This window comes from Agrobacterium sp. SORGH_AS 787 (genome assembly GCF_030819035.1).
GTDB classification, from domain to species: Bacteria; Pseudomonadota; Alphaproteobacteria; order Rhizobiales; family Rhizobiaceae; genus Agrobacterium; species Agrobacterium larrymoorei_B.
Window position 1 is genome coordinate 234447 of sequence record NZ_JAUTBG010000003.1, and the last position, 21624, is coordinate 256070.

Genomic DNA, 21624 nt, shown 5'->3' on the forward strand with positions numbered 1-21624 from the left:
CGTTGTCAGAATGAAGTGAGCTCATGTCGGTCGCCTACCTGGAAAAGTTGAACGAGCAGCAGCGCAAGGCAGTCGAACACGGCGTCGGCCTGCCTGAAGGCAATTCCGCAGGTCCGCTTCTCATCATCGCGGGTGCGGGTTCGGGAAAGACGAACACGTTGGCGCATCGCGTCGCCCATCTCATCGTCAACGGTGCCGACCCTCGCCGCATTCTCCTTATGACGTTTTCCAGAAGAGCCGCCTCGGAAATGGCCAGACGCGTCGAGCGCATTTGCCGCAACGTCCTGGGCGCCAATGCCGCCGTCCTGACAGACGCGCTTGCCTGGTCCGGCACGTTCCACGGTATCGGTGCGAGGCTGCTGCGGATGTATGCCGAACAGATCGGTCTCAACCTCGACTTTACCATTCACGACCGGGAAGACAGTGCCGACCTTATGAACCTCGTTCGGCACGAACTGGGCTTCTCAAAGACCGACAGCCGTTTTCCGACAAAGGGTACCTGTCTTGCAATATATTCACGTGCGGTGAATTCCGAGACGCCGCTCAGCGAAATCCTGCGCCAACATTATCCATGGGTCGCCACTTGGGACGAGCAGTTGAAGGAATTATTTGGAGCTTACGTGGAGGCCAAGCAGGCCCAGAACGTGCTCGATTATGATGACCTCCTGCTCTACTGGGCCCAGATGGTCAGCGACCCCGAGCTTGCGGACGATATCGGCAATCGCTTCGACCATGTGATGGTGGATGAATATCAGGACACCAACAAGCTGCAGGCGTCGGTTCTGATGGCGTTGAAGCCAGGCGGACGCGGTCTTACGGTTGTTGGAGACGACGCTCAATCGATCTACTCGTTCCGGGCGGCCACGGTCCGCAATATTCTCGACTTCCCGGCGTCCTTCAGTCCAGCGGCAGACATCATTACACTCGACCGCAACTACCGTTCGACGCAACCCATTCTCGCAGCAGCCAACGGCGTGATCGAACTAGCACGCGAGCGTTTCACCAAGAACCTTTGGACCGAACGGGAATCGTTGGAGCGACCAAAACTCGTCACCGTCAAAGACGAGACCGAACAGGCGAATTTCATTGTCGAGCAGGTGTTGGCCAATCGTGAGACTGGAATGACGCTGAAACAACAGGCGGTCTTGTTCCGAACTTCCAGCCACAGCGGTGCGCTCGAAGTCGAACTCACCCGCCGCAACATCCCCTTTGTCAAGTTCGGTGGCCTGAAGTTTCTTGACAGCGCCCACGTGAAGGACATGCTGGCCGTTCTGCGTTTCGCACAGAACCCGCGTGACAGGGTCGCGGGTTTCCGTCTCCTGCAGATGCTTCCAGGTATCGGCCCCAAGAAGGCCGGGACCATCCTCGACACCATCGCGCCCGACCCAGAGCCGCTCCTGGCACTCGCCGAAATTCCACCACCACACAAGACCGGCGAGGACTGGACATCCTTCGTCAAACTGCTGGCAGGTCTTCGGAAAACACAGGATGGCTGGCCTTCGGATATCGAGCGCGCACGCCTGTGGTACGAGCCGCATCTCGACCGCATCCATGATGACGCAGATACCCGCAAGGCCGACCTTCTTCAACTCGAGCAGATTGCCAGCGGCTATCCTTCTAGAGAACGGTTTCTAACGGAGCTGACGCTCGATCCGCCGGACGCCACAAGCGATCAGGCCGGCGTTCCATTGCTTGACGAGGACTACCTCATCCTGTCGACCATCCACTCGGCGAAGGGACAGGAATGGCGCGCTGTTTTTATGCTAAATGTTGTCGATGGATGTATTCCATCGGACCTGGGGACTGGCACGACACAGGAGATCGAAGAGGAACGGCGTCTCCTCTACGTCGGGATGACGCGGGCAAAGGACAGTTTGTCGCTCATCACGCCGCAGCGGTTTTTCACTCACGGCCAGAACTCGCAAGGTGACCGGCATGTTTACGCTTCACGATCCCGCTTCATCCCGTCGACGTTGCTGCAATACTTCGAGCAGATGGCCTGGCCGAAGGTTTCTGCCGTAGCGTCAGAGCGAAGCGCTCGGCAGATAAGGATCGATGTTGGCGCACGAATGCGCAGCATGTGGAAGTGAGTGACAGATGTCTAAACTGGGCAACTTAACCGCAATGCCACCGCCGGCGCGCACTCCCGCCCGCATGATAAATAGAGTCAACAGTTGTTCGCGGCTGTAATGGCAATGCACGCAGCCGAACTTGTGGTTGCTCGCTCTTGAACGGGATCGAACCCGCAGCCCATGGCTAGCTGAAACCTCCGGAGAGACCTCGCTGGCTAGTTTTCCGATAGTCTGAACCAACGGATGGCGGCGTCCCGTCGCCACCGTACCCACCGCTCAAACCGATCCAAAAGACTTCGTGCAATAAGGCTTCAACATCAACGGAGAGGTCGCCGCGTTGCGAGGCATCGTTTGATGGGTTGAACTTCTGGAGCGGCGGAGTTGCGGAAACTGAGCCCATCGGAAAAAAGAATAGACGCCCGAAATCCGGCGGCATATCGCCTCAAGCGGGTCTAAGAATTCCGTATGCTATTCGATCTCCCAGATACCGATACACTCTATGCCGCTCTCCTTGCACGGAATGAAAGTTTCGACGGGCAGGTCTTCGTGTGTGTTTCATCTACAGGTGTTTTTTGCCGCCTGACGTGCCCCGCACGAAAGCCAAAGCGCGAGAACTGCGCATTTTATCCGACGATTAGACAATGCGTTGAGGCCGGCTTTCGCCCCTGTAAGCGCTGCCATCCTCTTCAGGCGGCTGCGCTTGCAGATCCTACAATTGCAGCACTTCTAAGTGCTCTGGACTCGCGGCCTGATCTCCGTTGGTCTGAAGACCATGTGATCAAGCTTGGTTACGACCCCTCAACGGTGCGGCGAAGCTTCAAAAGGCAGTTCGGAATGACATTCCTCGAAATGGCGCGTCAACGGCGGCTCCGAGAAGGATTCGAGACGTTGGCTGTCGGCGGGAAAGTGGTTACGGCCCAGCATGAGGCCAGCTTTGAATCCGCCAGCGCGTTTCGCGCCGCTTTTGCTCGCCTTCTCGGCCAATCTCCCTCTGATTTGCGATCCGATAAGTTGCTGCGCGCAACATGGATACCGACGCCGCTCGGCGACATGATCGCGGTCAGCAGCCGAAGCCATCTTCATCTTCTGGAATTCTTGGATCGAAAAGGCCTTCCAGCAGAGCTTAAGAAGCTACAGAAGACCTCCAGAGAGGGTATCGGTATCGGCAGGATGCCTCCTTCAGAGCAAGCTGCCGCAGAACTCACTGAGTACTTCGCGGCTCGTTCTGACAGGTTTTTGACGCCACTTTCGGCGCCTGCAAGCGCATTTACTCAGCAAGTTTGGGATGCTTTGCGCGAGATCCCCGCTGGTGAAACGAGAAGCTACTCTGAAATTGCTCGCCAGATCGGCCATCCGACGGCAACTCGGGCGGTGGCCCGTGCCAATGGTGCCAATCAAATCGCTCTTATGATTCCTTGTCACAGAGTCATCGGGGCAGATGGCTCCCTGACCGGATACGGCGGTGGCCTATGGCGCAAACAGCGGCTGATAGAAATCGAACGACAACTCAAAACAAAAAATACGGAAACCCCTGAATGATATCCCAGATCGAAAAGGCTCGACAATTCCGAAGCTTTCACGTGCCTTACAACCCACTCTTCCTCTATAACATCTGGGATGCTGGCAGCGCCAAGGCCGTGGAAAGCGCTGGTTCAAAAGCCGTGGCGACCAGCAGTTGGTCCGTCGCTGCGGCTCACGGTTATGAGGATGGCGAGCAGCTTCCTCTCGATGAAATGTTGGCAACCGTTGCGAAGATTGCAAGATCGGTCGAGTTACCAGTTACCGTCGATTTTGAGGGTGGGTACGCTGCCGATCCTGAAACGGTTGGGCAGAACGTTCGCAGATTGCTGGAGCTCGGCGTTGTCGGCTTTAATTTTGAGGACCAGATCGTAGATGGCCCGGGTCTTTATAGTGTTGAAGATCAGGTCTCTCGGATACGTGCCGCTCGTCGAGCTGCTGACTCCTTAGGTTTTCCAGCGTTCATTAATGCCCGGACCGACGTCTTTTTAAAGGCCGATCGGGCAGTAGCGCAGGCTGATTTGGGCGAGGAGGCTATTCTCCGAGAGAATGCTTATGCATCCGCTGGTGCAGACGGCTTTTTTGTTCCTGGAGTGACAGATACCGTGTTGATCCGCCAAGTCTGTGGAGCTGCAACACTGCCTGTTAACATCATGACGACGAGCGCTCTAGAGGTCCGGAAGTTTGCGGAGTTAGGCGTCGCCCGCATCAGCTTGGGACCGGCACCATATATCGCTCTCATGTCTACCGTCGAAGAACAAATGAAAGCGCTTCTGTAATCAAGAAGGATGCACAGGCATTAGCGTACACCTTTGACCTGTTGAATGTTCAGGGGCCGTTCGACTGCCATAGGATATGGAGCGGTCAAAGCATCGATCCGCCCAGAGTTCAAAGGGTGGTAGGTTGTCCTGCTTCATAGGAGAGCTGGTTGGGCAGCGGTGACGCGCGCTTTGGTCCGTTTCGTACGCGAATTTGTGCAAAACGGAAAGCTTCGCAAAAAGTCAAGTTGACAAGGGATGAGATAAATCCTCTATTCCATAGAGCAATAGAATATTGGATTAAATTGTGATCACAACTGAACAGTTGGAGTCAGCAGCGGTAATGTTCAAAGCCCTGTCTGATCCACTCAGACTGAGGACGCTAATATTGCTCGCCGATCAGGAACGCAGTGTTGGGGAACTCTCTGGCATTGAGAGCGAGAAGATAGGGACAGTTTCCGCGCGCCTGAAGGTTTTACTCACTGCTCGTTTGGTCAAGAGAAGAAAGGACGGCCAGAGCGCCCTTTACTCCATAGCCGACTACCATGTCTTGGCACTGATCGACAACGCTATCGACCATGCCTGCGAACATCATTAAAGTAAAAAGGATATTTCCATGAGCAATTGCAACCTGCCCCACCATGACCATCACGACCATAAGCACGGTGCTGGCTGCGGCCATATCGCTGTCAAGCATGGAGATCACGTGGACTACCTTCACGACGGACATCTTCATCATCCGCATGGGGACCATATCGACGAACATGTTATTGAAGTGACACCAACCAATCCGGAGGGCTGCCATCCTCTCGAAGGTCACACGGGGCATGCAGCTGACCACGTCCACGGACCGGGGTGCGGACATGAGGCAGTCCCGCATGGCGATCACATTGATTATCTTGTCGATGGCCGCCTGCACCACCAGCATGGTGATCATTGCGATGACCACGGCCCACTTGAAATCGTGACGGCGTGAACGAAACGCGAGGCAGGGCGATGGTGTCGAGCAGCTCGATACCATCGTAAGGGCTCTTCCGCTCACTCACCAGCATGACCTTGCCAAGCTGTTGACTTATCTCGAGAGAGAAATCTACGCAATCCGGCCAACGAAGCCATTGGGCGCGACGACTCAGGCGGTCCTATGGAAATCGTGTCAGGCGCATTCGGATACGAGAAAGTTCACTATGTCGCGCCGCCGGCAGATCGCTGAGAGCGTGAGATGTCGACCTGCCTCCAATGGTTCAACGAAACGCATGATCTCCATCCTTTCGTAAAAGCGGCTGTCGCCAAAGCGAAGGTCCTGATTGGCATTGGTGAGATCATCCTCGCTATTCAGAGAGTGCGGTGAACCGGTAACGGGCCGGCGTTCGACAGAGCGATCGAGGTTGCTTTATCTCGTTCGTCGATTGAGATCGACGCGGCAGACCGTTTGTCTGTCGATGCGACAGAGCGTGCTCCACCGTCCTCTTGAGGCGTCCGAACTTTCTGAGAGCAACACTAAAGCCAGCTGGAGCTGCGACACTCCGCGCCGCGGCAGGGACGTCCTGCGCTTGCCGCCCATCCGATTGATTTGTCAAGGCAGCTTGACGGCGGCGGGCGAAACCGCCTTCAGAGGAGCATCGACCAGATAAGGGCGCATTGTTTCCGGCGCCGGAGCCTTGGCCTTTATCACGCCTTTGGACACGATCCAATTTCCTTCGGAGACAAGAAGCGACAGGAGATCATTGTCAAGCGTCATTCCCAGATCGACATCCTTCCACATCGCCTGCAGGCCATCGACGGTCATCGCACCCTTCATATTGGCAGCAACCGCCTCCATGGCCCCTTTGGGATCGGCCTTTACGTCGGCATCCGCCTTGGCGAGTGCACCAAGAAAAGCCTTAACCATTTCCGGCTTGCTATCGATTGCATTTTGAGAGGCAGCGACGATGTAATGGACCTGATAGCCCGGCGCGCGCAATTCGCGATAGTCGTCGCCGAGCGCCTTCTTTGCCTGACCGTAGAAGGTGGGGAAAAAAACCGCGGCCTGGATGTCGCCCTTGACCAGCGACGGCACGAGATCGACGGGCGAGGCGTTGATCACCTCGGCACTGACGCCCGCGTCCTTCAGGACCTCGCTGAGGTAGTAATCGACATTGGTGCCGAGCGTTGTACCGATCTTCAGGCCCTTGAGATCGGCGGGCGATTTCAGTTCGCTATACTTTGAGGAGGCGATGATCCGCGAACCGGTGTAGCGGGCAAGATCGGCGACGACGCCGAATTTCTGTCCGGTCAGCGCCCCGGTCACGGCCGGGAATTCGGCCATGAAGGCGAAATCCACCTGTCCGCCGATCAGCGCCTCAAAGCCTTCGCGGCCGGAGGGGAAAGACACGATATTCACATCGATGCCGGCGTCCTTGAAATAGCCCTTGGCGATGGCAACATCCACCTGGGGGGTCTGCGGGTTCGGAGACCAGGCGAAGTTCACGGTCTCACCCGCCATTGCCGACGCGGTGAAGGACAGGACGGCCAGCGTCAGCGCGCCGGCAAAGCTTGCAAATCTGAAATTCATTGTCTGGATCTCCTGAACAGGTTGAATGCGTTGGCACAAGGCTAATGATCAGGCGGCGTTCGCCTGATCATTAGTTGGACCGGGTTTGAGCAGTGCGAGGGATTTCCTCGCGCGTATCGAGCAGAGTCGGATCTTCACGCGAAATGGCGCGCGGGCGTGGAGACGTGAGGTCGTAGCTGCGAATGATGCTGCCCGGCGCGCGCGACATGACATGCACGCGGTCGGCGAGCAGCAGGGCTTCGTCGACGTCATGCGTCACAAAAAGAACGGTTGCCCGGTGCTTCTCCCAGACCCGCAAAAGTAAATCGTGCATGACGCGGCGGGTTTGCGCATCAAGCGCTCCGAAGGGCTCGTCCATCAGCAGCACCTTCGGCTCGTAGGCGAGCGTGCGGGCAATACCGACACGTTGTTTCATGCCACCGGAAAGCTGCCCGGGATACTTGTCGGCCTGGGTATCGAGGCCGACTTCGGCCAGTGCCGCCATTGCGCGCGCCTCGAGTTCCTTTTTCGGCAGCTTGAAGCGCTGGAGCGCAAACTTCACGTTGCCGAGCGCGGTGAACCAGGGAAACAGCGCATATTGCTGGAAGACGACGCCGACCTTCGAACTCGGACCCGCAATCGGCTCGCGGTCGATGCGGATCTGGCCGCCGGTCGGCTCAACGAAGCCTGCAAGCGCATTGAGCAGTGTCGATTTTCCGCAGCCAGAAGGCCCGATCAGCGCGGTAAACGTACCAGGTTCGAGCGTCAGCGCAGTTTCACTGAGTGCCAGATAATCGCCCTTGCGGGAGGTGAAGCGTATGGACACATGGTCTATCTCAACACGGCCCTCGCCTGTCGCCATCAAATTGCCGGATGTCATGGACTTCATCCTTTCGGTTCTTGTCAATTTTGTTCCCAATGCACCAGCCGCTTGCCGACGCGATGCACGATCGTGTCGACGAGGGCGCCCAGCACACCAAGTTCAATCAACAGTGCGAACATGCGGTCGGTGCGGATATACTGGCGCGACTCCTGAAGGCGGTAGCCGATGCCGGACGACGCGCCGGAGAGCTCGGCGGCAACGAGGCTCAAGAAAGCGAGCGCGACACCCAACCTGATACCGGCAAAGATGTGCGGAGCCGCGGCCGGAATGACGACGGCGAAGAATTCCCGCACGCGGCTGGCGCCCAGCGAGCGCGAGGCGCGAAGATAGATTTCGGGGATATATTCCATCCCGTGATGCGTATTGAACCAGACGGCAAGGAAGACGGTGTAGGAAATCACGAAATACTTCGATCCCTCCCCGATCCCGAACCAGACGATCGCCATCGGCACCAACGCGATTGCCGGAATGGGACGCAGGATCGTCATGAACGGATTGAGCAGGAGGCGGATCGCCGCCACCCGGCCTGTCAGAACGCCGACCGTGACACCGAGCGATGCACCGATCACGAAGCCGATGGCCGCCCGGCTTATCGAGACGGAAAGGTCAGAATAGAAGACACCGTTGGAGACCATTTCGCCAAAGGCTTCGGCCACCGTCCAGGGTGCCGGAAAGATCGACTCGGGAACGAGTTGCATCACCGCGACCAGGCTCCAGATCGCAAGAACGATCGCCAGGGATACGACGGGGCTGATCAGCCCGCCGGCCAGATCTCTCATGGTTTCGCCGAGACCTTGAAACCGCGGCGCAACCTCTTTTTCTTCACTCGCATCGGTCATGGTCGATACTCCCAAGGCTGAAGCAGACATCTCAGAGCCATCCGATCCGCTCGGCCGGGTAACGATGCGCCCTGAACAGGCTGTTATGTTCGCCGGTGATGTATGGCCCCACGACTGCCGGGTATGGCGCGAAATAAGGAACAACGTATTCCCAGACCGTGTCGCCGCCAGGCGTCACTTCAAAGAGACGTCCGAAAGCCGATTCACAAATGAACGTATTGCCGTTTTCCAGCCGCTGCGCGCTGCCCATGTAGGGGGAGAAGAATGACGGCGGGCACGGGTCGGTATATTGCCAGACGATTTTGCCCGTCTTCGGTGCGAATTCCAGCGCGCGGGAATGGGGCGACGTGACCCCCTTGCGAACATTGCCGTTGTCGAAGACGAGAATGTTGCCGTCGGGCGTTTCCACCGGCGTGTGCTGTTGGGCCAAGACGTTCGAACCGACATGCCAGACCACATTGCCGGTCGCCTTGTCGACGGCAATGACGCCGGACGTCACGCGCAGGCTCATCAACACCAGACCGTCACGAGTCTGGCTGATACCGTTGATCATCGGCCAGTGACGGCGGTCAAAGATATCGTGGACCGGGAAATCTTCCGGACGCAGATGTTCCCAGGCGCGCCATTCCCACACGGTCTCGCCGTTGCGATTGACCTCGGACACCACATCGCTCTGAACGACGCCGTCTGCGCCATCCTTGCTTTCGTCGCCGCCGATGATGCGCGCCGAAACGGACTTCGGCATGGGTTCGGCGGCGGTATAGAGGAGATTGCCGTTTTCGAGCCATTGGCAATCATGGTGATGGCGGGGATCCTCGTGCCGCCAGACGATCTCACCGTCGGGTGTCGCCTCGTAGAAGTCGCCGCCGTGCCAGAGGTTCCAGGCCGGATAAAGGCTAAGCGAGGTGTTGTGGCTGCCGTTATAGCCGAGATTGCCGTTCTTCAGGATCACGGCATCCCTGCCGGCACGCACCGGCATCTGCCATTCATGCGCCAACCTACCCTCGATGTCGATGAGATAGACGCGTCCCTCCGCTGTCTGTGGTGCAAATAGCGTATAACCCCCGGCAGTGCGGGTGGGGTCCAAGAGCGTCAACGCGGTTCTGCGACGGCGGAGCGTGACTTGATCGACATCGGACGTCACGTCCGAGGACTTCACGTTTAACATCTCAATCTCCATTAAAACGTTTTACTGGATTATTACGCTCTTACTTTTCACAGTAAAACGTTTTACTATCATCTGAGTCAAGAGGCGGATTTGCAAAATTGCACATCTGGAAATCATTTATTTATCTGCTTATTTTTAAGGCGAAACACCTGTGAAGATCGGAACGATGGCATGTCGAAACAGTCAAAGGTCACGTTGATCGAGGTCGCCAAGCGGGCGGGCGTATCCCCTGCGACCGTTTCCAACGCGATCAACAGCGCCCGTTATGTCGACACGGAAACGAAAAAGCGGATCGACCTCGCAATCGCGGATCTCGGCTATGTCCCGAACCTGAAGGCAAGACGTCTGCGCACCGGCAAAGCCAACGCCATCGCAGTCTTCTCGTCCATGCCGTTTTCGATATCGGCTGGTCCATCGCGGCTTGGCTTCATGATGGAGATTGCTGCATCCGCCGCCGTTGCCGCCCTCGAAAGGCGGCTCTCCCTGGTGCTAGTGCCGCCGGTTCCCGTCAACGATCCAGGCTTCGACCATCTTGAGGCAGACGGCGCCATCGTCATCGAACCATCGATCGACGATCCCCATATCGCGGAACTGATGCGGCGCGGCGTGCCTACGGTAGCGATAGGCCGACCTGGCCCGGGCTTCTCCAACAAGGTTCCTTATGTCGACCTTCAGCCCAAGGTGGTGACGGAGAAGGTCATCCGGCATTTTCTCGAGACAGGCGCGAAAAGCCCCGCCTTGTTTCTCGGCAAGACCAACAGAGCCGCCTTCCACGAGTCCGAGACCGCCTATCGCCACATGGCAATTCAAGCCGGCTTCGAGCCAATCGTCTCCTACCTCGACGAGGGAGAAGGTGAAGAGGCTGGCTATCAGGCAACGTCGCGTATCCTGAACAGCCGGCCGGGCGTCGATGCGATATTCGTGCTGATTGATACGTTCGCAACCGGGACCGTGCGGGCGCTCAGTGAACGCGGCATCGCCATGCCGGACAGGATCCAAGTTGCAACCCGCTACGACGGCCTGCGCGCGCGTGAAAGCACGCCACGCCTCACCGCCTTCAATCTCCATCTTGACGAGATCGCACGCCTGGCGCTCGACCGGCTCATGCAAACCATGGAAGGACAGGTCGCCCCGCTTTCGATCGCGGGTCCCGAGCCGGAAATCGTGTTGCGGGAATCCTCGCGGCCATTGGTCCGGCACACCGTCCAAGCGGTCTGAACACAGGCCGCTTGCCGCATGCTCCCATGATCGTCGTACGAGCGGCCATCGTTGACCTCTGTTACGAGTTGCGCATGTTCAATTCAAAATCTCCCCTCTCAGTTCTTTGCTTTAGATGCAAGCGTGACCGAGCGCCGTCCGCTCGCGGATCCGTTTGGGGGGCGTCCGACCTGAGAGATAGGTGACGTCTTGTAACGGAGACATGGGTAACACTTTTTCGCTTTGTGGGAGGTGTTGATGCCGTGGAGAGAGACTTAGGTTATGGAATACGTTACGCTTTGCCGCCCGTCTGCTGGAGGGCGAAGGAATGAGTAAGGTGCGCCGGGATTTCGGCATATAACGCAAGACGGGCTACAAGATATTCAATCGCTACAAAGACGACGGGCTTGAAGCTCTGACGGACAGATCGCGGCGTCAGGTGCGCTTCGCCAACCAACTTCCCTATCCTGTCGAGGCAATAATCGTGCGCCTCAAAAAGGAGAAGCGGCATGATGGGAATCGAACCGTCGCCCCCTGCAATCCTCAGCTTAGCGGCAGCTGTTCTGGCAATTCCTGCGCGCCATGGAGTACGCGGAGAATTCGAACTGTTGTCTGGGTAATCAAATAGGCGACGACGTAAGGCGTACCATTGATGACGAGTTCGCGTGTCCCGGCAATTCTACCTACGCGCCTACTGACAGGAAAATCGAGCAAGCGACGAGCGGCGGCCACTATTCGTTCATCGATCAATATGGCTGCTGCAGGATTATCTGCGTCGATGTATGTGAAAATATCGTCGCGATCCGACAAAGCAAACGCAGACCAAGCCAGTTTCAAGTTTTTGGCAAACCAGCTTTAAGGCGGGCCGCCGCTCGACGTGTGGCAAAGTGCGCTTCGACCTCGTCATCCGATAAATCCGGTTTAGTATCGTTCAATGCTTCTAGTACCTTGGTCCGAAACCAAGCATCATGTGCTCCACTGCCAGAGAGAAGCTCAAGAGGCAGGGCGCCCTCGTTAGCAGTCCGGGTGAGCATGATACGAACCGCATCAGATACCGTGAGGCCCATGCTTTCAAGCACAGCGGAAGCACGGTCCCGGATTTCGGAATCAATACGTGTTTGTACAAGAGCGTTCGCGGCCATAACTATCTCCAACGTTTTAGGAGATAGTAATGCATTTGCATGACAATTCCCAGAGTGGAGTCGTGATTTCGCTCGAAGCACTTCGCACTTGAACCAATTTGAACGTAGACTGGCATTTCGCCGCAAATAACTGAACAATTCTGGCTCTTCAACCTTCACTCTATCACTAAGCAGGCACGGCGCGAACATGTCTCGTGGGATGATGGACCTTCGTCGATCGCAGATCCTGTTCACCGCCTCCATATTCAACTTATCGTCTCACCCGAAAGCGAGCCTGAACACGCCCCGCGATCAGCCGGACCGATAAGGTCAGTTTGGAGGTCGAACGAGTGCAGGACCGTATGACCGAGCTCCCAGCTCGCCGGGTTGCAGCCACCGATCACCCATGCGGAAGCTGCGACTCGTTTTGCAATTTGACATTGGTCGCGCCCTTAAAATTTGGAGGTTAATTGCGTCATGGGTAGCTGTGACCTTGATGCGCAAAACGCAATAATAGGCCGATTATTTGCATTTCACACACGAGATCTATTTCAGTTAAGTCTGAGAAAGAGGAGTGCTGTCGGCAAATCAAGTAGCTGACGGCTTGGAGGAAACCATGACATCTGTATTCGTAGCAACATCACGTACTGTGATGACGATCTTGCTTGCCTGTGTGCCAGTAACATCTGCTTTCGCCGCGCCACAGGATGCGGCTGGCCTGTGTTCGGCGATCGCCGCATTACCCATCCCCGCGTCAAGAATAAGCCTGCCAACAACAGGCACGAAGATACAATCCGCAACCCTGGTCGGCGGATCTGATCCAGCCAATCAAAACGGCGAATACTGTAAGGTCATCGGACAAATAAAGCCTGTCGATCCGAATGCCCCGGACATCTTCTGGCAGGTCAATCTGCCGAGCGCATGGAACGGTAAGCTGCTGCAATATGGTGGTGGTGGCTACAACGGCAGCATTCCGCCCACTACGGACAAAACGACTTTAGGACTAGATGTCGTGCCAACACCGCTAGCGGAGGGCTATGTCACCTTCGGTAGCGATTCCGGCCATCAGGCTCCGAATGCAGATGATGCCTCTTTCGCCAAGAACGATGAGGCGATGCTGAATTACGGCTATATGCATATCAAGAAGGTGCTCGATGTGGCGAAGGTTCTCGTTGCTGAGCGATACGAGAAGCCAATTACCCGTGTCTATTTTCAAGGTGGATCCACCGGTGGTCGAGAAGGATTGACGGCAGCCTCGCGCTGGCCGGAATCCTACGACGGCATTTTGACGAATTACCCGACGGCGAACTTTGTGGGACTCCGGCTCTGGGGAGCCGGTCTAGCGAGGGCCGTTTACGACGACAAATCCGCAGGCTGGATTACGCCGAAGCTCGTGGAGCGAATTTCCAGAGAGGGCGTTGAAATCTTGCGACGGCCTTGATGGCGTCGAAGATGGCCTTGTAAGCAACATGCAGCAATGCCGTGTGCAATCCGCGGCGTTGGTCCAAAGCCTGGCTTGCGACGCCGACGTGACCGGAAACCCCGAAAATTGTTTGACGAAAGCACAGATCGAGCAAACTCTCAAAATTTACCATGAAGGGTATTCACTGCCTTACCAATTGGCGAACGGAATCGACACCTACCCGGGCTATAACAGCTTGGAGGGCATAATGATGCAGCTTGGATCGGAGCCGCAGATGCGAACGCCGCCAGTCTCTGGACCAAACGCTCATCACTCAAGCCGATCCTTCGAATTCCTGCAGAATTTCGTGCAGCGCAATCAACCCTTCGATCTGCTTTCCTTCGACATACGCGAGCCAGGAAAAGTCAAAAACCGGATCGTTGAGCTGTCCAATGTGATCGGTGCGACGAGGACGGACTGGTCTGCCTTCAGCGATCGGGGTGGAAAGATCATTTGGCTTCAGGGCAATGACGATCCGAGCGTCAGCCCCTTGGGTAATGCCAAGCTGTTCGAATCCATCGTCGCAAAGATGGGTGAGGACAAGGTCAAGAGCTTCATGCGCTTCTACCTCGTACCCGGTCTGGCGCATGGCGGCGGTCGTTTCTCACCGACCTGGGATAACCTCGCTGCGCTCGATAATTGGGTCGAACACGGTGTGCCCCCATCCAATCCGGTCGTCGTTGACGCGACGAAATCATCGACTAAGGGCCGTAGTAGACCACTGTGCGAATATCCAAGCTGGCCAAAATATAAAGGCGATGGCGACGTAGCAATCGCTTCAAGCTTCAGCTGCGCTAATGATTGACCCTAACGACGGCCAACACAGTAATTAAAATTTTACGAGGAACAGAATGACAGCAGGTCCCACTCTATCAAGACGCGCCGTTCTCGCAGCATCCGCAGCATCGACATTTGCCGCTGTCAGCCTTGTCGGAAAAACCGTATCCGCGGCAGATACGACACCTTGCGTCGCGACCGGGAAGCCATGGAAAACCGCGGGCGATGTGGAAGTCGCAGGCTGGTCTTTGGCGAAATTGCGGGAGATGGAAGCAAAGCTTTACCCAATGGCCACAACGTCTATGATGATAGCACAGGGCGGAGAGGTCGTTTATCGCTACGGCAATCTGTCGGATGTGAGTTACCTTGCCTCAGCTCGAAAGAGCATAATGTCGATGCTGTTCGGACGGTATATCGCGGAAGGAAAAATCGATCTCGATATGACGATCGGCGAGATTGCCATTGATGACAACGACGGGCTTCTGCCGCTGGAAAAGACAGCCAAGGTCAAGGATCTGCTGACATCGAGTTCTGGTGTTTATCATGCAGCAGGTAGCCCAGGCGGTAACGAAAACACACCGGAACGCGGCAAGACGAAACCCGGCTCGGTTTTCCTTTACAACAACTGGGATTTCAACGTCCTTGGCGCCATTTTTGAGAAGCGGACGGGAAAAACCGTGTTCGAGGCGCTGAAAGAGGATTTGGCGGACCCGTTGGGTTTCGAAGATTTCGACATCAACCGTCAGCGGATGATGGGTTACGAAAATCAGTCGCGCTATCTCGCCTATCATCTCTTCCTGTCAGCACGTGACATGGCCCGCCTTGGCCAGCTGATGCTGCAAGGGGGAAAGTGGGGAGGTAGAACTATCGTGCCTGAAAGCTGGATTGCCGAGAGCACCGAAATGCGGTTCACGCCGGAGCAGACAAAGAGCAAGGAAGGTCTAGGATATGGCTACCTGTGGTGGATACCCACATCCAACAATCCTTCGTTCAAAGGAGCGTTCTTGATGAATGGTAATTTCGGACAATTTGTTCTGTGCCTTCCGGCCATCGACACGGTCGTGGTCCATCGCCGTGCGGTAACCGATGAGTTTGCTATCGCCAGAAATCAGGGAAAGACCACCTACGAACCGACAAAGGTTTCAGTCGGTAATTTTCTGAAAATTGCAGAAGCAGTCGTAGATGCGAGAACCTGACGAGTATCCGGCACTTGGAGTTCTCCTCCAGGTGCTGGTTAGACATGCAGAACGCGTGCAATTATGATCACCGGAGAGTGTCGCGAAAACGGACAGTGTTGCCATGCAGCGGTTTCAATTGGGGTCAGTCGATCTCAATCTTTTGAAAGTCATTTATGCTCTGGTCGTCAAAGGCAACATGACGGCTGCGGGAGAGTATATCGGCCTTTCCCAACCCGCCATGAGTCACGCCTTGAAGCGAGTGCGCGCCGTAACGGGCGATGAATTATTCAAAAAGACCTCCGGCGGCTTCGTTATGACGCGATTTTGCTCCGAGATTTTCCCCGCAGTGCGACGCATTATCGAAGACACAGAAACCGTCATGCTGCAGCGGTTGGCATTTGAGCCCGCGACATCCCATCGTGCTTTCAGAATCGGTATGAACGACTATTTTTCCGTCGTCCTCATGCCACGGCTTGTAGAGCGTGTACGTTCCAAGGCGGAACATTGCGTTCTGGAAGTCATTCACATGCCTCGCGCAGGCGTCAGTCATAACAGAAACTTTAAGCCGGTGGTTCAGGAGCACCTCGACGAAGGGACAATTGATGTAGCCGTAATGACTGCGGAGAACTTTCCGCCTCGTTATCGCTGCGCTTCGCTTTTTACCGAAAGACGCGTCTGCATCATGTCAGCAAACAATCCGGCAGCGAAAGATCTGCTGACGCTTGATGCATTGCTGTCATTGGGCCATGTGAAGGTTACGTCGTCCCCAAGTCGTCGGGGCTGGATCGATGAACGACTGGATGCGATGGGGCTGGAGCGCCGCGTCGTGGCGGTCGTGCCGCACTTTTCCGCCGCCGTGGCTATCGTTTCCCGCAGCGACCTCGTCGCCATGATGCCGGAGAGTGTCGCCAAGCTGTTCGAGCGGTCGCACGAACTTCTGCTGTTGGAATCGCCTTTCGCAGAAGAAAAGCAATCCACCAGCATGATCTGGCTTGCCGAAAAGGAACGCGATCCGGCAAGCCTCTGGCTACGTGAGCAAATCTCCGCATGTTTTACGGACGACCTGCACTAGCTATTCCGCGTCACCTGACGCCCAGCTTTGCCGCGATGAAGTGATCGGCAACGCTTAGGAACTGCTCCATTGTCACGGCGGGCAGTTCTTCCTTAAAACTTCCTTCGTTGCGGGCAATGGCAAGTTCGTCTGGAATGGCGCGTCGGTTGACGAACACCATATCGAGTGCAGGCATGCCCAAGATGAACTGCCCAAAATGTCCGGCAGCGACAAAGGCACCTTCCCATTCCGGGGTATCCCTGGTCACGACAGGGATCCACCAAAGATAGCTATAGCCGGCGATGCGGGATTTTTCGCTCTCGTTCATCTTATCGGCGGGAACACGAATGCGCGTGCTTTCCGAAACCCAGTCTGCCGGTATGATTTGCTCGTTACCCCAGCGACCGTTGCGTACCATCGACAGACCGAGTCGCGCCATATCCCTGCCAGACAGGAAGAAATGGTAGGCGAGATAACGCGACGCACCGTCATAACCCATCATGCGCTGACGCGACGGATCGAAATCCTGAAGGCCCATCGGACCTGCGAAATCCTCTTCGAATGCGTTGAAGACGCTGCGACCCGTCAGCTGTTCGAAGGCCGCGCCCAAAACGTTGAAGTCCCAGTTGTTGTAATGGAAATAGTCTCCTGGCTTTTTCGAGCCGCGCTCTGGAATGTTTTTCGTATTGCTGCCGGGGCTGCCGGGTTGGTGATAGACGCCCGAACTGCTGATCAGCAGATCACGCAGCGTTGCGGTCTTCTCGATCGGAAGAAGACCATGGTCCTCATCGATATTCAAATCCGCCATGGTCAGATCGAGATCGATCTTGCCCTCCGCAACAGCCTTGCCGAAGAGCATCGAAAGAATGCTTTTTCTGGTCGATGCGAGATAGCTTACTTCCGATACGTCGCCGTAGGTGTAGAGCGCTTTGCCCCCAGCGACCGCCATGAAAGAGGTAGTCGACAGACCGTCGAGCATGGCGTCGACTTTTCCTCTGACCTCGGCAGAGAGACCGTACTCTTTAGGAGAGGTTACATTCGCCCATTCCTGAGCGGGAAATTCCCGACTTATGGTCAGGTGTTGATGTTCCAGAGGTGCTGAAACAGACATGTTTGATCCTTTTGACATTGTCGATTGTAGGAGGTTCAATCGTTGAGGTGGCAGGCACTCTTGTGCTCTGAGCCGATGGTCCGAAGTTCTGGTCGCTCGACACAGCAGCGCTCCATTGCGAACGGACAGCGGGGATGGAAATGGCAACCCGACGGCGGCGACAGCGGGGATGGAATCTCGCCTTCGATGGAGGAAAAACGCCGTTGAACGGGGTCGAGACTTGGTCGCTCCTGCAGAAGCGCGCGCGTGTATGGGTGGTTAGGGTGCGCAAACAGTTCCGCGACTGGCGCCTCTTCCACAACACGCCCGAGATACATGACGACAACGCGGTCGGATATGTGCTCGACCACGGAGAGATCGTGGCTGATGAACAGATAGGTGAGATCAAGCTGCTCTCTTAAATCGAGAAAAAGGTTGAGGATTTGCGCCTGTATCGACACGTCGAGCGATGCAACGGATTCGTCGCAGATCAACATATCGGGCTGAACAGCCAACGCGCGCGCAATGCCGATGCGCTGGCGCTGACCTCCGCTGAACTGATGCGGAAAACGGCTGGCCATGGATGGATCAAGCCCTGAACGTTCCATCTGCTGGCTGACATAATCATCCAGTTCACGGGCACTCGTCATTTTATGGTGCAGCGGCGCTGCCCCGATGATCTCACGCACCCGCTGCCGTGGATTAAGCGATGACGATGGGTCCTGAAAAATCATCTGGACTTTCAGCCGCGCATCATCCGCTGCCTTGCCATCCATTTCCGCCAGTTGCTTGCCACGAAACAGGACCGAACCTTCGGAGGCCTGCAGCAACCCGGCCGCCACGCGACCCAGTGTCGATTTTCCGCAGCCGGATTCTCCGACGATGCCGACGACTTCGCGTTCTGCGACGGTAAGGCTGACATCATCCAGCGCCCAGACAACCGGATTGGGAACTTTAAGGCCCATCATTTCCGCACCGCGTTCCACCACGCCGGATTTACGGCTGAAGCGCTTGCTGACGTTGCGCACTTCCAAACGATTGCTCACGATGGCGCTCCTTCCATAACGGGGTGAAAACAGCGAAGAAGACGCCCTTCCACCGGCTCAAGCGCCGGCGGCTTCAGACAGATTTGGGTGGCAGAGGAGCAGCGCGGGTGAAATGCACATCCCTTGGGCATGTTCGCGACAGAGGGCGTCGTACCCGATATCTGCCTTAGCCGCTCACCGCGTTTGTTATGCGCGGGCAAACTTGCGATCAGGCCGTTGGTATAAGGATGCAGGGGACGTCTCAGCAGATCGGCGGTTAAGCCTTGCTCGACGATGCGACCCGCATACATAACCGATAGTTTCTCGGCCAGGCCAGCAACGACGGAAAGGTCATGGGTGACCCATATTAAAGCCGTCCCCTTCTCCCGCGCAAGCTTCTGCACGATGGATAGAATTTGCGCCTGTATCGTCACATCAAGTGCAGTCGTTGGCTCGTCTGCAATGATCAGGTCTGGCGACATGAGAAGCGCAATAGCGATGGCCACGCGCTGGCGCATGCCTCCGGAAAACTGGTGCGGATAGGCGTTCAGGCGTTCCTCCGGGCTTGGAATGCCGACCATGCCCAAAGCATCACGTGCGCGTTCGCGCGCGCGTTGTTTGCTGACGTTTTCGTGCGCATGCACCACCTCCATCATCTGCGTATCGATGCGAAGCACGGGATTAAGTGTCGACATCGGATCTTGAAAAATCATCGCAATCCGGTTGCCGCGGATCGACTGTAGTTCTTTTTGCGAGGCGCTTCGTAAGTCGCGTCCTCTGAACAGGATTTGCCCGCCGGTCACCTGAACTGGCTTGTCCAGCAGACCCATGATAGACAGTCCCGTCACTGACTTGCCGGAGCCGGACTCACCAACGAGCCCCATGACTTCGCCCGCCGCCAGGCTGAGGTTGATGTCATCGATGAGCGTAACGTTACCCTCATCTGTTACGACCTCGGTCTTTAAACCTTTGATTTCAAGCATGGCGCTCATCTCCGTGCAGCCTTCGGGTCCAGCAACTGGCGCAGCCGATCTCCGACGAGATTGATGGCAAAGATCGTAACGAGAAGTGCGATGCCGGGAAAAAGGGCGATCCAGTACGTTCCTGACAGCATGAATTCGTATCCGCTGGAAATCAGAAGCCCGAGGGACGGCTCGGTCACCGGGACACCGAGGCCAAGAAAGCTGAGCGTCGCTTCAAGCGTGATTGCACGAGCCACCTGCATGGTCAGGAGCACGACGAGCGGCGAGAGACAGTTCGGCAGCAACTGGCGAAACAGAATGTTGCGGTGCGGCAGCCGTAAAGAGCGGGCAGCCTCTACATATTCACGGCGAAGCTCCGTCAATGCAGCCCCGCGCGCCGTGCGGGCGTAGGTGGCCCATTCTACCAGAACAATGGCAAAGACGACATTGCCGACGCTTTTCCCAAGAAGCGCGAGGATCAGAAGAGCGGACAGGATCGTCGGAAAGGACAGCTGAAGATCGACAAGCCGCATCATGGTGGTTTCAACCCTGCCGCCAACATAGGCAGCTGTTAGGCCGAAAGCCGTGCCGATGACGAAGGCGAGTGCCGCCGAGCCAAGCCCCACGATAAGGCTTATCCGCAGACCATAGAGAATAGCCGACAGCATATCTCGACCTTGGTCATCCGACCCGAACAGGAAGGTAAAGCCCGTGGACGATTCCGTGCCGGGAGCCATACGCCCGTCCATGATGTCCAGCTGCATCAGATCATACGGGTTCTGTGGGGACAGATAGGGTGCAAACACGGCGATAAGGACGATCAGAATGATCAGCACAAGTCCCAGGACTGCCAGAGGCGAGCGTGCAAACTGTCGTATGAATTGCAGGCCAGACCGAAATTTCGAGGAGTTCACAACCGCTTGCACATCAATCTCCCTGAAGCCGGATGCGTGGATCGAGCAGCCGGTAGGTGACATCCACGACGAGGTTGATGATGACGAACATGATGACCACGAGCATGAGGTAGGCGACGATGACCGGGCGGTCGAGCGCGGCAATGCTGTCGATGATGATTTTGCCGACACCGGGCCAGGCAAAGATGGTTTCGGTCACGACCGAAAATGCAATCGTCTGACCGATATCCAGACCGACGACAGTGACGACCGGGATCATGACGTTTTTCAGCACATGGACGCTGAGGATGCGCCTTGACGAAAGACCTTTGGCGCGGGCGAACCGCACATACTCACTCGACATCGCCTCACGCACGCCAGCTTCGGTCAAACGCGTCACCATAGAGATGTTGAAAAGCGAGAGGCTGACGGCTGGCAACAGCATATGCCGCAGGCCGTCCAGCGTCACGAAAGACCACTGTATGCCGAAAAGGATTTCAGTTGCCCCGCGTCCGGAGCTCGGTAGCCAGCCCAACTGGACGCTGAAAATCATGATGAGCAGGATCGCGATCCAGAAAATCGGCAAGCTAAAGCCGAAGATCGAGCCGATCATGATGGTGCGTGCAAAGGGGCTCTCGGGTTTCCAGCCTGCGGCAAGTCCAAGCGGCACGCCAACAATCAGCGATAGCAAGACAGCGGCGAATGCCAATTCCAGCGTTGCAGGCAGGCGAGACAGGATCAGCTCAACCGCTGGCTCCTTATAGACATAACTGACACCGAGATTGCCTTGCAAGAGCCCTTTCAGAAACAAAAAGAACTGCTCGTAAAGAGGCCGGTCGAGACCGAGATCCGCTATCAGGCGCAGGCGGTCATCATAGGTGGCTTCCGGCGGAAGCAAAGTTTCAATCGGACTACCTATAAGGTGAAGACCGACGAACACGATCAGGGCCATTGCAAGGGCGACCAGTATCGCTTGCATCAGGCGCTGCACAATCCATAGGGTCATGATGCCCTCTTGTTATTGGTAAGATACCGACCATCCACTTCGTAGGGGATGGCTTCGTGAGCACAGTATAGCCGACATTTGCTCGGGCGGCTTC

Annotated in this window: 21 protein-coding genes and 1 pseudogene; 11 read left to right on the forward strand and 11 right to left on the reverse strand. The window is 56.3% G+C overall.

Features of this window, described 5'->3' with window-relative positions; genetic code table 11:
• The first annotated feature begins 23 nt into the window (after nucleotides 1–23).
• The 5 genes from QE435_RS24615 to QE435_RS24635 all read left to right on the forward strand — a co-directional run bounded on the left by QE435_RS24615 (nucleotide 24) and on the right by QE435_RS24635 (nucleotide 5324).
• Complete coding sequence (locus tag QE435_RS24615) at nucleotides 24–2090, forward strand: ATP-dependent helicase (protein WP_349043131.1); 2067 nt, start codon at nucleotides 24–26, stop codon at nucleotides 2088–2090.
• A gap of 447 nt (nucleotides 2091–2537) precedes the next feature.
• On the forward strand, nucleotides 2538–3611 hold the full coding sequence (locus QE435_RS24620) for a trifunctional transcriptional activator/DNA repair protein Ada/methylated-DNA--[protein]-cysteine S-methyltransferase (RefSeq protein WP_349043132.1): 1074 nt from the start codon (nucleotides 2538–2540) through the stop codon (nucleotides 3609–3611).
• Nucleotides 3611–4369 carry an isocitrate lyase/phosphoenolpyruvate mutase family protein gene (locus QE435_RS24625; RefSeq protein WP_349043210.1) on the forward strand — a complete coding sequence of 253 codons (759 nt, stop codon included), beginning with the start codon at nucleotides 3611–3613 and terminating at the stop codon, nucleotides 4367–4369. The genes QE435_RS24620 and QE435_RS24625 overlap by 1 nt, the downstream gene beginning before the upstream one ends.
• Before the next feature lie 322 nt (nucleotides 4370–4691).
• Nucleotides 4692–4946, forward strand: coding sequence for a metalloregulator ArsR/SmtB family transcription factor (locus QE435_RS24630; RefSeq protein ID WP_349043211.1), 255 nt, complete (start codon nucleotides 4692–4694; stop codon nucleotides 4944–4946).
• An 18-nt stretch (nucleotides 4947–4964) separates the two neighbouring features.
• Nucleotides 4965–5324: a hypothetical protein gene (locus tag QE435_RS24635; RefSeq protein WP_349043133.1), complete on the forward strand. Its 360-nt coding sequence runs from the start codon at nucleotides 4965–4967 to the stop codon at nucleotides 5322–5324.
• A gap of 597 nt (nucleotides 5325–5921) precedes the next feature.
• Here the strand turns inward: QE435_RS24635 and QE435_RS24640 are convergent.
• The 4 genes from QE435_RS24640 to QE435_RS24655 all read right to left on the reverse strand — a co-directional run bounded on the left by QE435_RS24640 (nucleotide 5922) and on the right by QE435_RS24655 (nucleotide 9768).
• A complete protein-coding gene (locus tag QE435_RS24640; RefSeq protein WP_349043134.1) occupies nucleotides 5922–6899 on the reverse strand; it encodes an ABC transporter substrate-binding protein in 978 nt (325 codons plus the stop codon).
• Nucleotides 6900–6969: 70 nt separating this feature from the next.
• Nucleotides 6970–7758: an ABC transporter ATP-binding protein gene (locus tag QE435_RS24645; protein ID WP_349043135.1), complete on the reverse strand. Its 789-nt coding sequence runs from the start codon at nucleotides 7756–7758 to the stop codon at nucleotides 6970–6972.
• Nucleotides 7759–7781: 23 nt separating this feature from the next.
• Nucleotides 7782–8600, reverse strand: coding sequence for an ABC transporter permease (locus QE435_RS24650; RefSeq protein WP_349043136.1), 819 nt, complete (start codon nucleotides 8598–8600; stop codon nucleotides 7782–7784).
• Nucleotides 8601–8631: 31 nt separating this feature from the next.
• Nucleotides 8632–9768: an aryl-sulfate sulfotransferase gene (locus tag QE435_RS24655; protein WP_349043137.1), complete on the reverse strand. Its 1137-nt coding sequence runs from the start codon at nucleotides 9766–9768 to the stop codon at nucleotides 8632–8634.
• Nucleotides 9769–9939: 171 nt separating this feature from the next.
• Here QE435_RS24655 and QE435_RS24660 point away from each other — a divergent pair, with 171 nt between their 5' ends.
• The gene (locus QE435_RS24660; protein WP_349043138.1) at nucleotides 9940–10986 is read left to right on the forward strand and encodes a substrate-binding domain-containing protein; all 1047 of its coding nucleotides are present in this window, start codon (nucleotides 9940–9942) and stop codon (nucleotides 10984–10986) included.
• 261 nt (nucleotides 10987–11247) lie between these two features.
• Nucleotides 11248–11593, forward strand: a pseudogene (locus tag QE435_RS24665) (leucine zipper domain-containing protein).
• On the opposite strand, the gene QE435_RS24670 reads toward QE435_RS24665, so the two are convergent.
• Both QE435_RS24670 and QE435_RS24675 read right to left on the reverse strand, forming a co-directional pair.
• Nucleotides 11509–11802, reverse strand: a complete 294-nt coding sequence (locus QE435_RS24670) for a type II toxin-antitoxin system RelE/ParE family toxin (RefSeq protein ID WP_349043139.1) — start codon at nucleotides 11800–11802, stop codon at nucleotides 11509–11511. The pseudogene QE435_RS24665 and the gene QE435_RS24670 sit on opposite strands and share 85 nt — an antisense overlap.
• Nucleotides 11799–12107, reverse strand: coding sequence for a type II toxin-antitoxin system RelB/DinJ family antitoxin (locus tag QE435_RS24675; protein ID WP_349043140.1), 309 nt, complete (start codon nucleotides 12105–12107; stop codon nucleotides 11799–11801). The genes QE435_RS24670 and QE435_RS24675 overlap by 4 nt, the downstream gene beginning before the upstream one ends.
• Nucleotides 12108–12660: 553 nt before the next feature.
• Here QE435_RS24675 and QE435_RS24680 point away from each other — a divergent pair.
• The 4 genes from QE435_RS24680 (at nucleotide 12661) to QE435_RS24695 (ending at nucleotide 16575) form a co-directional block, all read left to right on the forward strand.
• Complete coding sequence (locus tag QE435_RS24680; RefSeq protein WP_349043141.1) at nucleotides 12661–13527, forward strand: tannase/feruloyl esterase family alpha/beta hydrolase; 867 nt, start codon at nucleotides 12661–12663, stop codon at nucleotides 13525–13527.
• Complete coding sequence (locus QE435_RS24685) at nucleotides 13505–14353, forward strand: tannase/feruloyl esterase family alpha/beta hydrolase (RefSeq protein WP_349043142.1); 849 nt, start codon at nucleotides 13505–13507, stop codon at nucleotides 14351–14353. The genes QE435_RS24680 and QE435_RS24685 overlap by 23 nt, the downstream gene beginning before the upstream one ends.
• Nucleotides 14354–14552: 199 nt before the next feature.
• Nucleotides 14553–15521 carry a serine hydrolase gene (locus QE435_RS24690; protein WP_349043143.1) on the forward strand — a complete coding sequence of 323 codons (969 nt, stop codon included), beginning with the start codon at nucleotides 14553–14555 and terminating at the stop codon, nucleotides 15519–15521.
• 103 nt (nucleotides 15522–15624) lie between these two features.
• Nucleotides 15625–16575, forward strand: coding sequence for a LysR family transcriptional regulator (locus QE435_RS24695; RefSeq protein ID WP_349043144.1), 951 nt, complete (start codon nucleotides 15625–15627; stop codon nucleotides 16573–16575).
• Nucleotides 16576–16585: 10 nt separating this feature from the next.
• On the opposite strand, the gene QE435_RS24700 is transcribed toward QE435_RS24695, so the two are convergent.
• Genes QE435_RS24700 through QE435_RS24720 form a run of 5 tightly spaced genes read right to left on the reverse strand, consistent with a single transcriptional unit; the run spans nucleotide 16586 to nucleotide 21530 of the window.
• Nucleotides 16586–17665: a serine hydrolase gene (locus QE435_RS24700; protein WP_349043145.1), complete on the reverse strand. Its 1080-nt coding sequence runs from the start codon at nucleotides 17663–17665 to the stop codon at nucleotides 16586–16588.
• 35 nt (nucleotides 17666–17700) lie between these two features.
• Nucleotides 17701–18690: an ABC transporter ATP-binding protein gene (locus QE435_RS24705; protein WP_349043146.1), complete on the reverse strand. Its 990-nt coding sequence runs from the start codon at nucleotides 18688–18690 to the stop codon at nucleotides 17701–17703.
• Entirely contained in the window at nucleotides 18687–19661 is a 975-nt protein-coding gene (locus QE435_RS24710; protein ID WP_349043147.1) for an ABC transporter ATP-binding protein, read from the reverse strand. The genes QE435_RS24705 and QE435_RS24710 overlap by 4 nt, the downstream gene beginning before the upstream one ends.
• The gene (locus tag QE435_RS24715) at nucleotides 19658–20545 is read right to left on the reverse strand and encodes an ABC transporter permease (protein WP_349043212.1); all 888 of its coding nucleotides are present in this window, start codon (nucleotides 20543–20545) and stop codon (nucleotides 19658–19660) included. Before QE435_RS24715 ends, QE435_RS24710 begins: the two co-directional genes overlap by 4 nt.
• Nucleotides 20546–20558: 13 nt before the next feature.
• Entirely contained in the window at nucleotides 20559–21530 is a 972-nt protein-coding gene (locus QE435_RS24720; protein ID WP_349043148.1) for an ABC transporter permease, read from the reverse strand.
• Nucleotides 21531–21624: the final 94 nt, after the last annotated feature.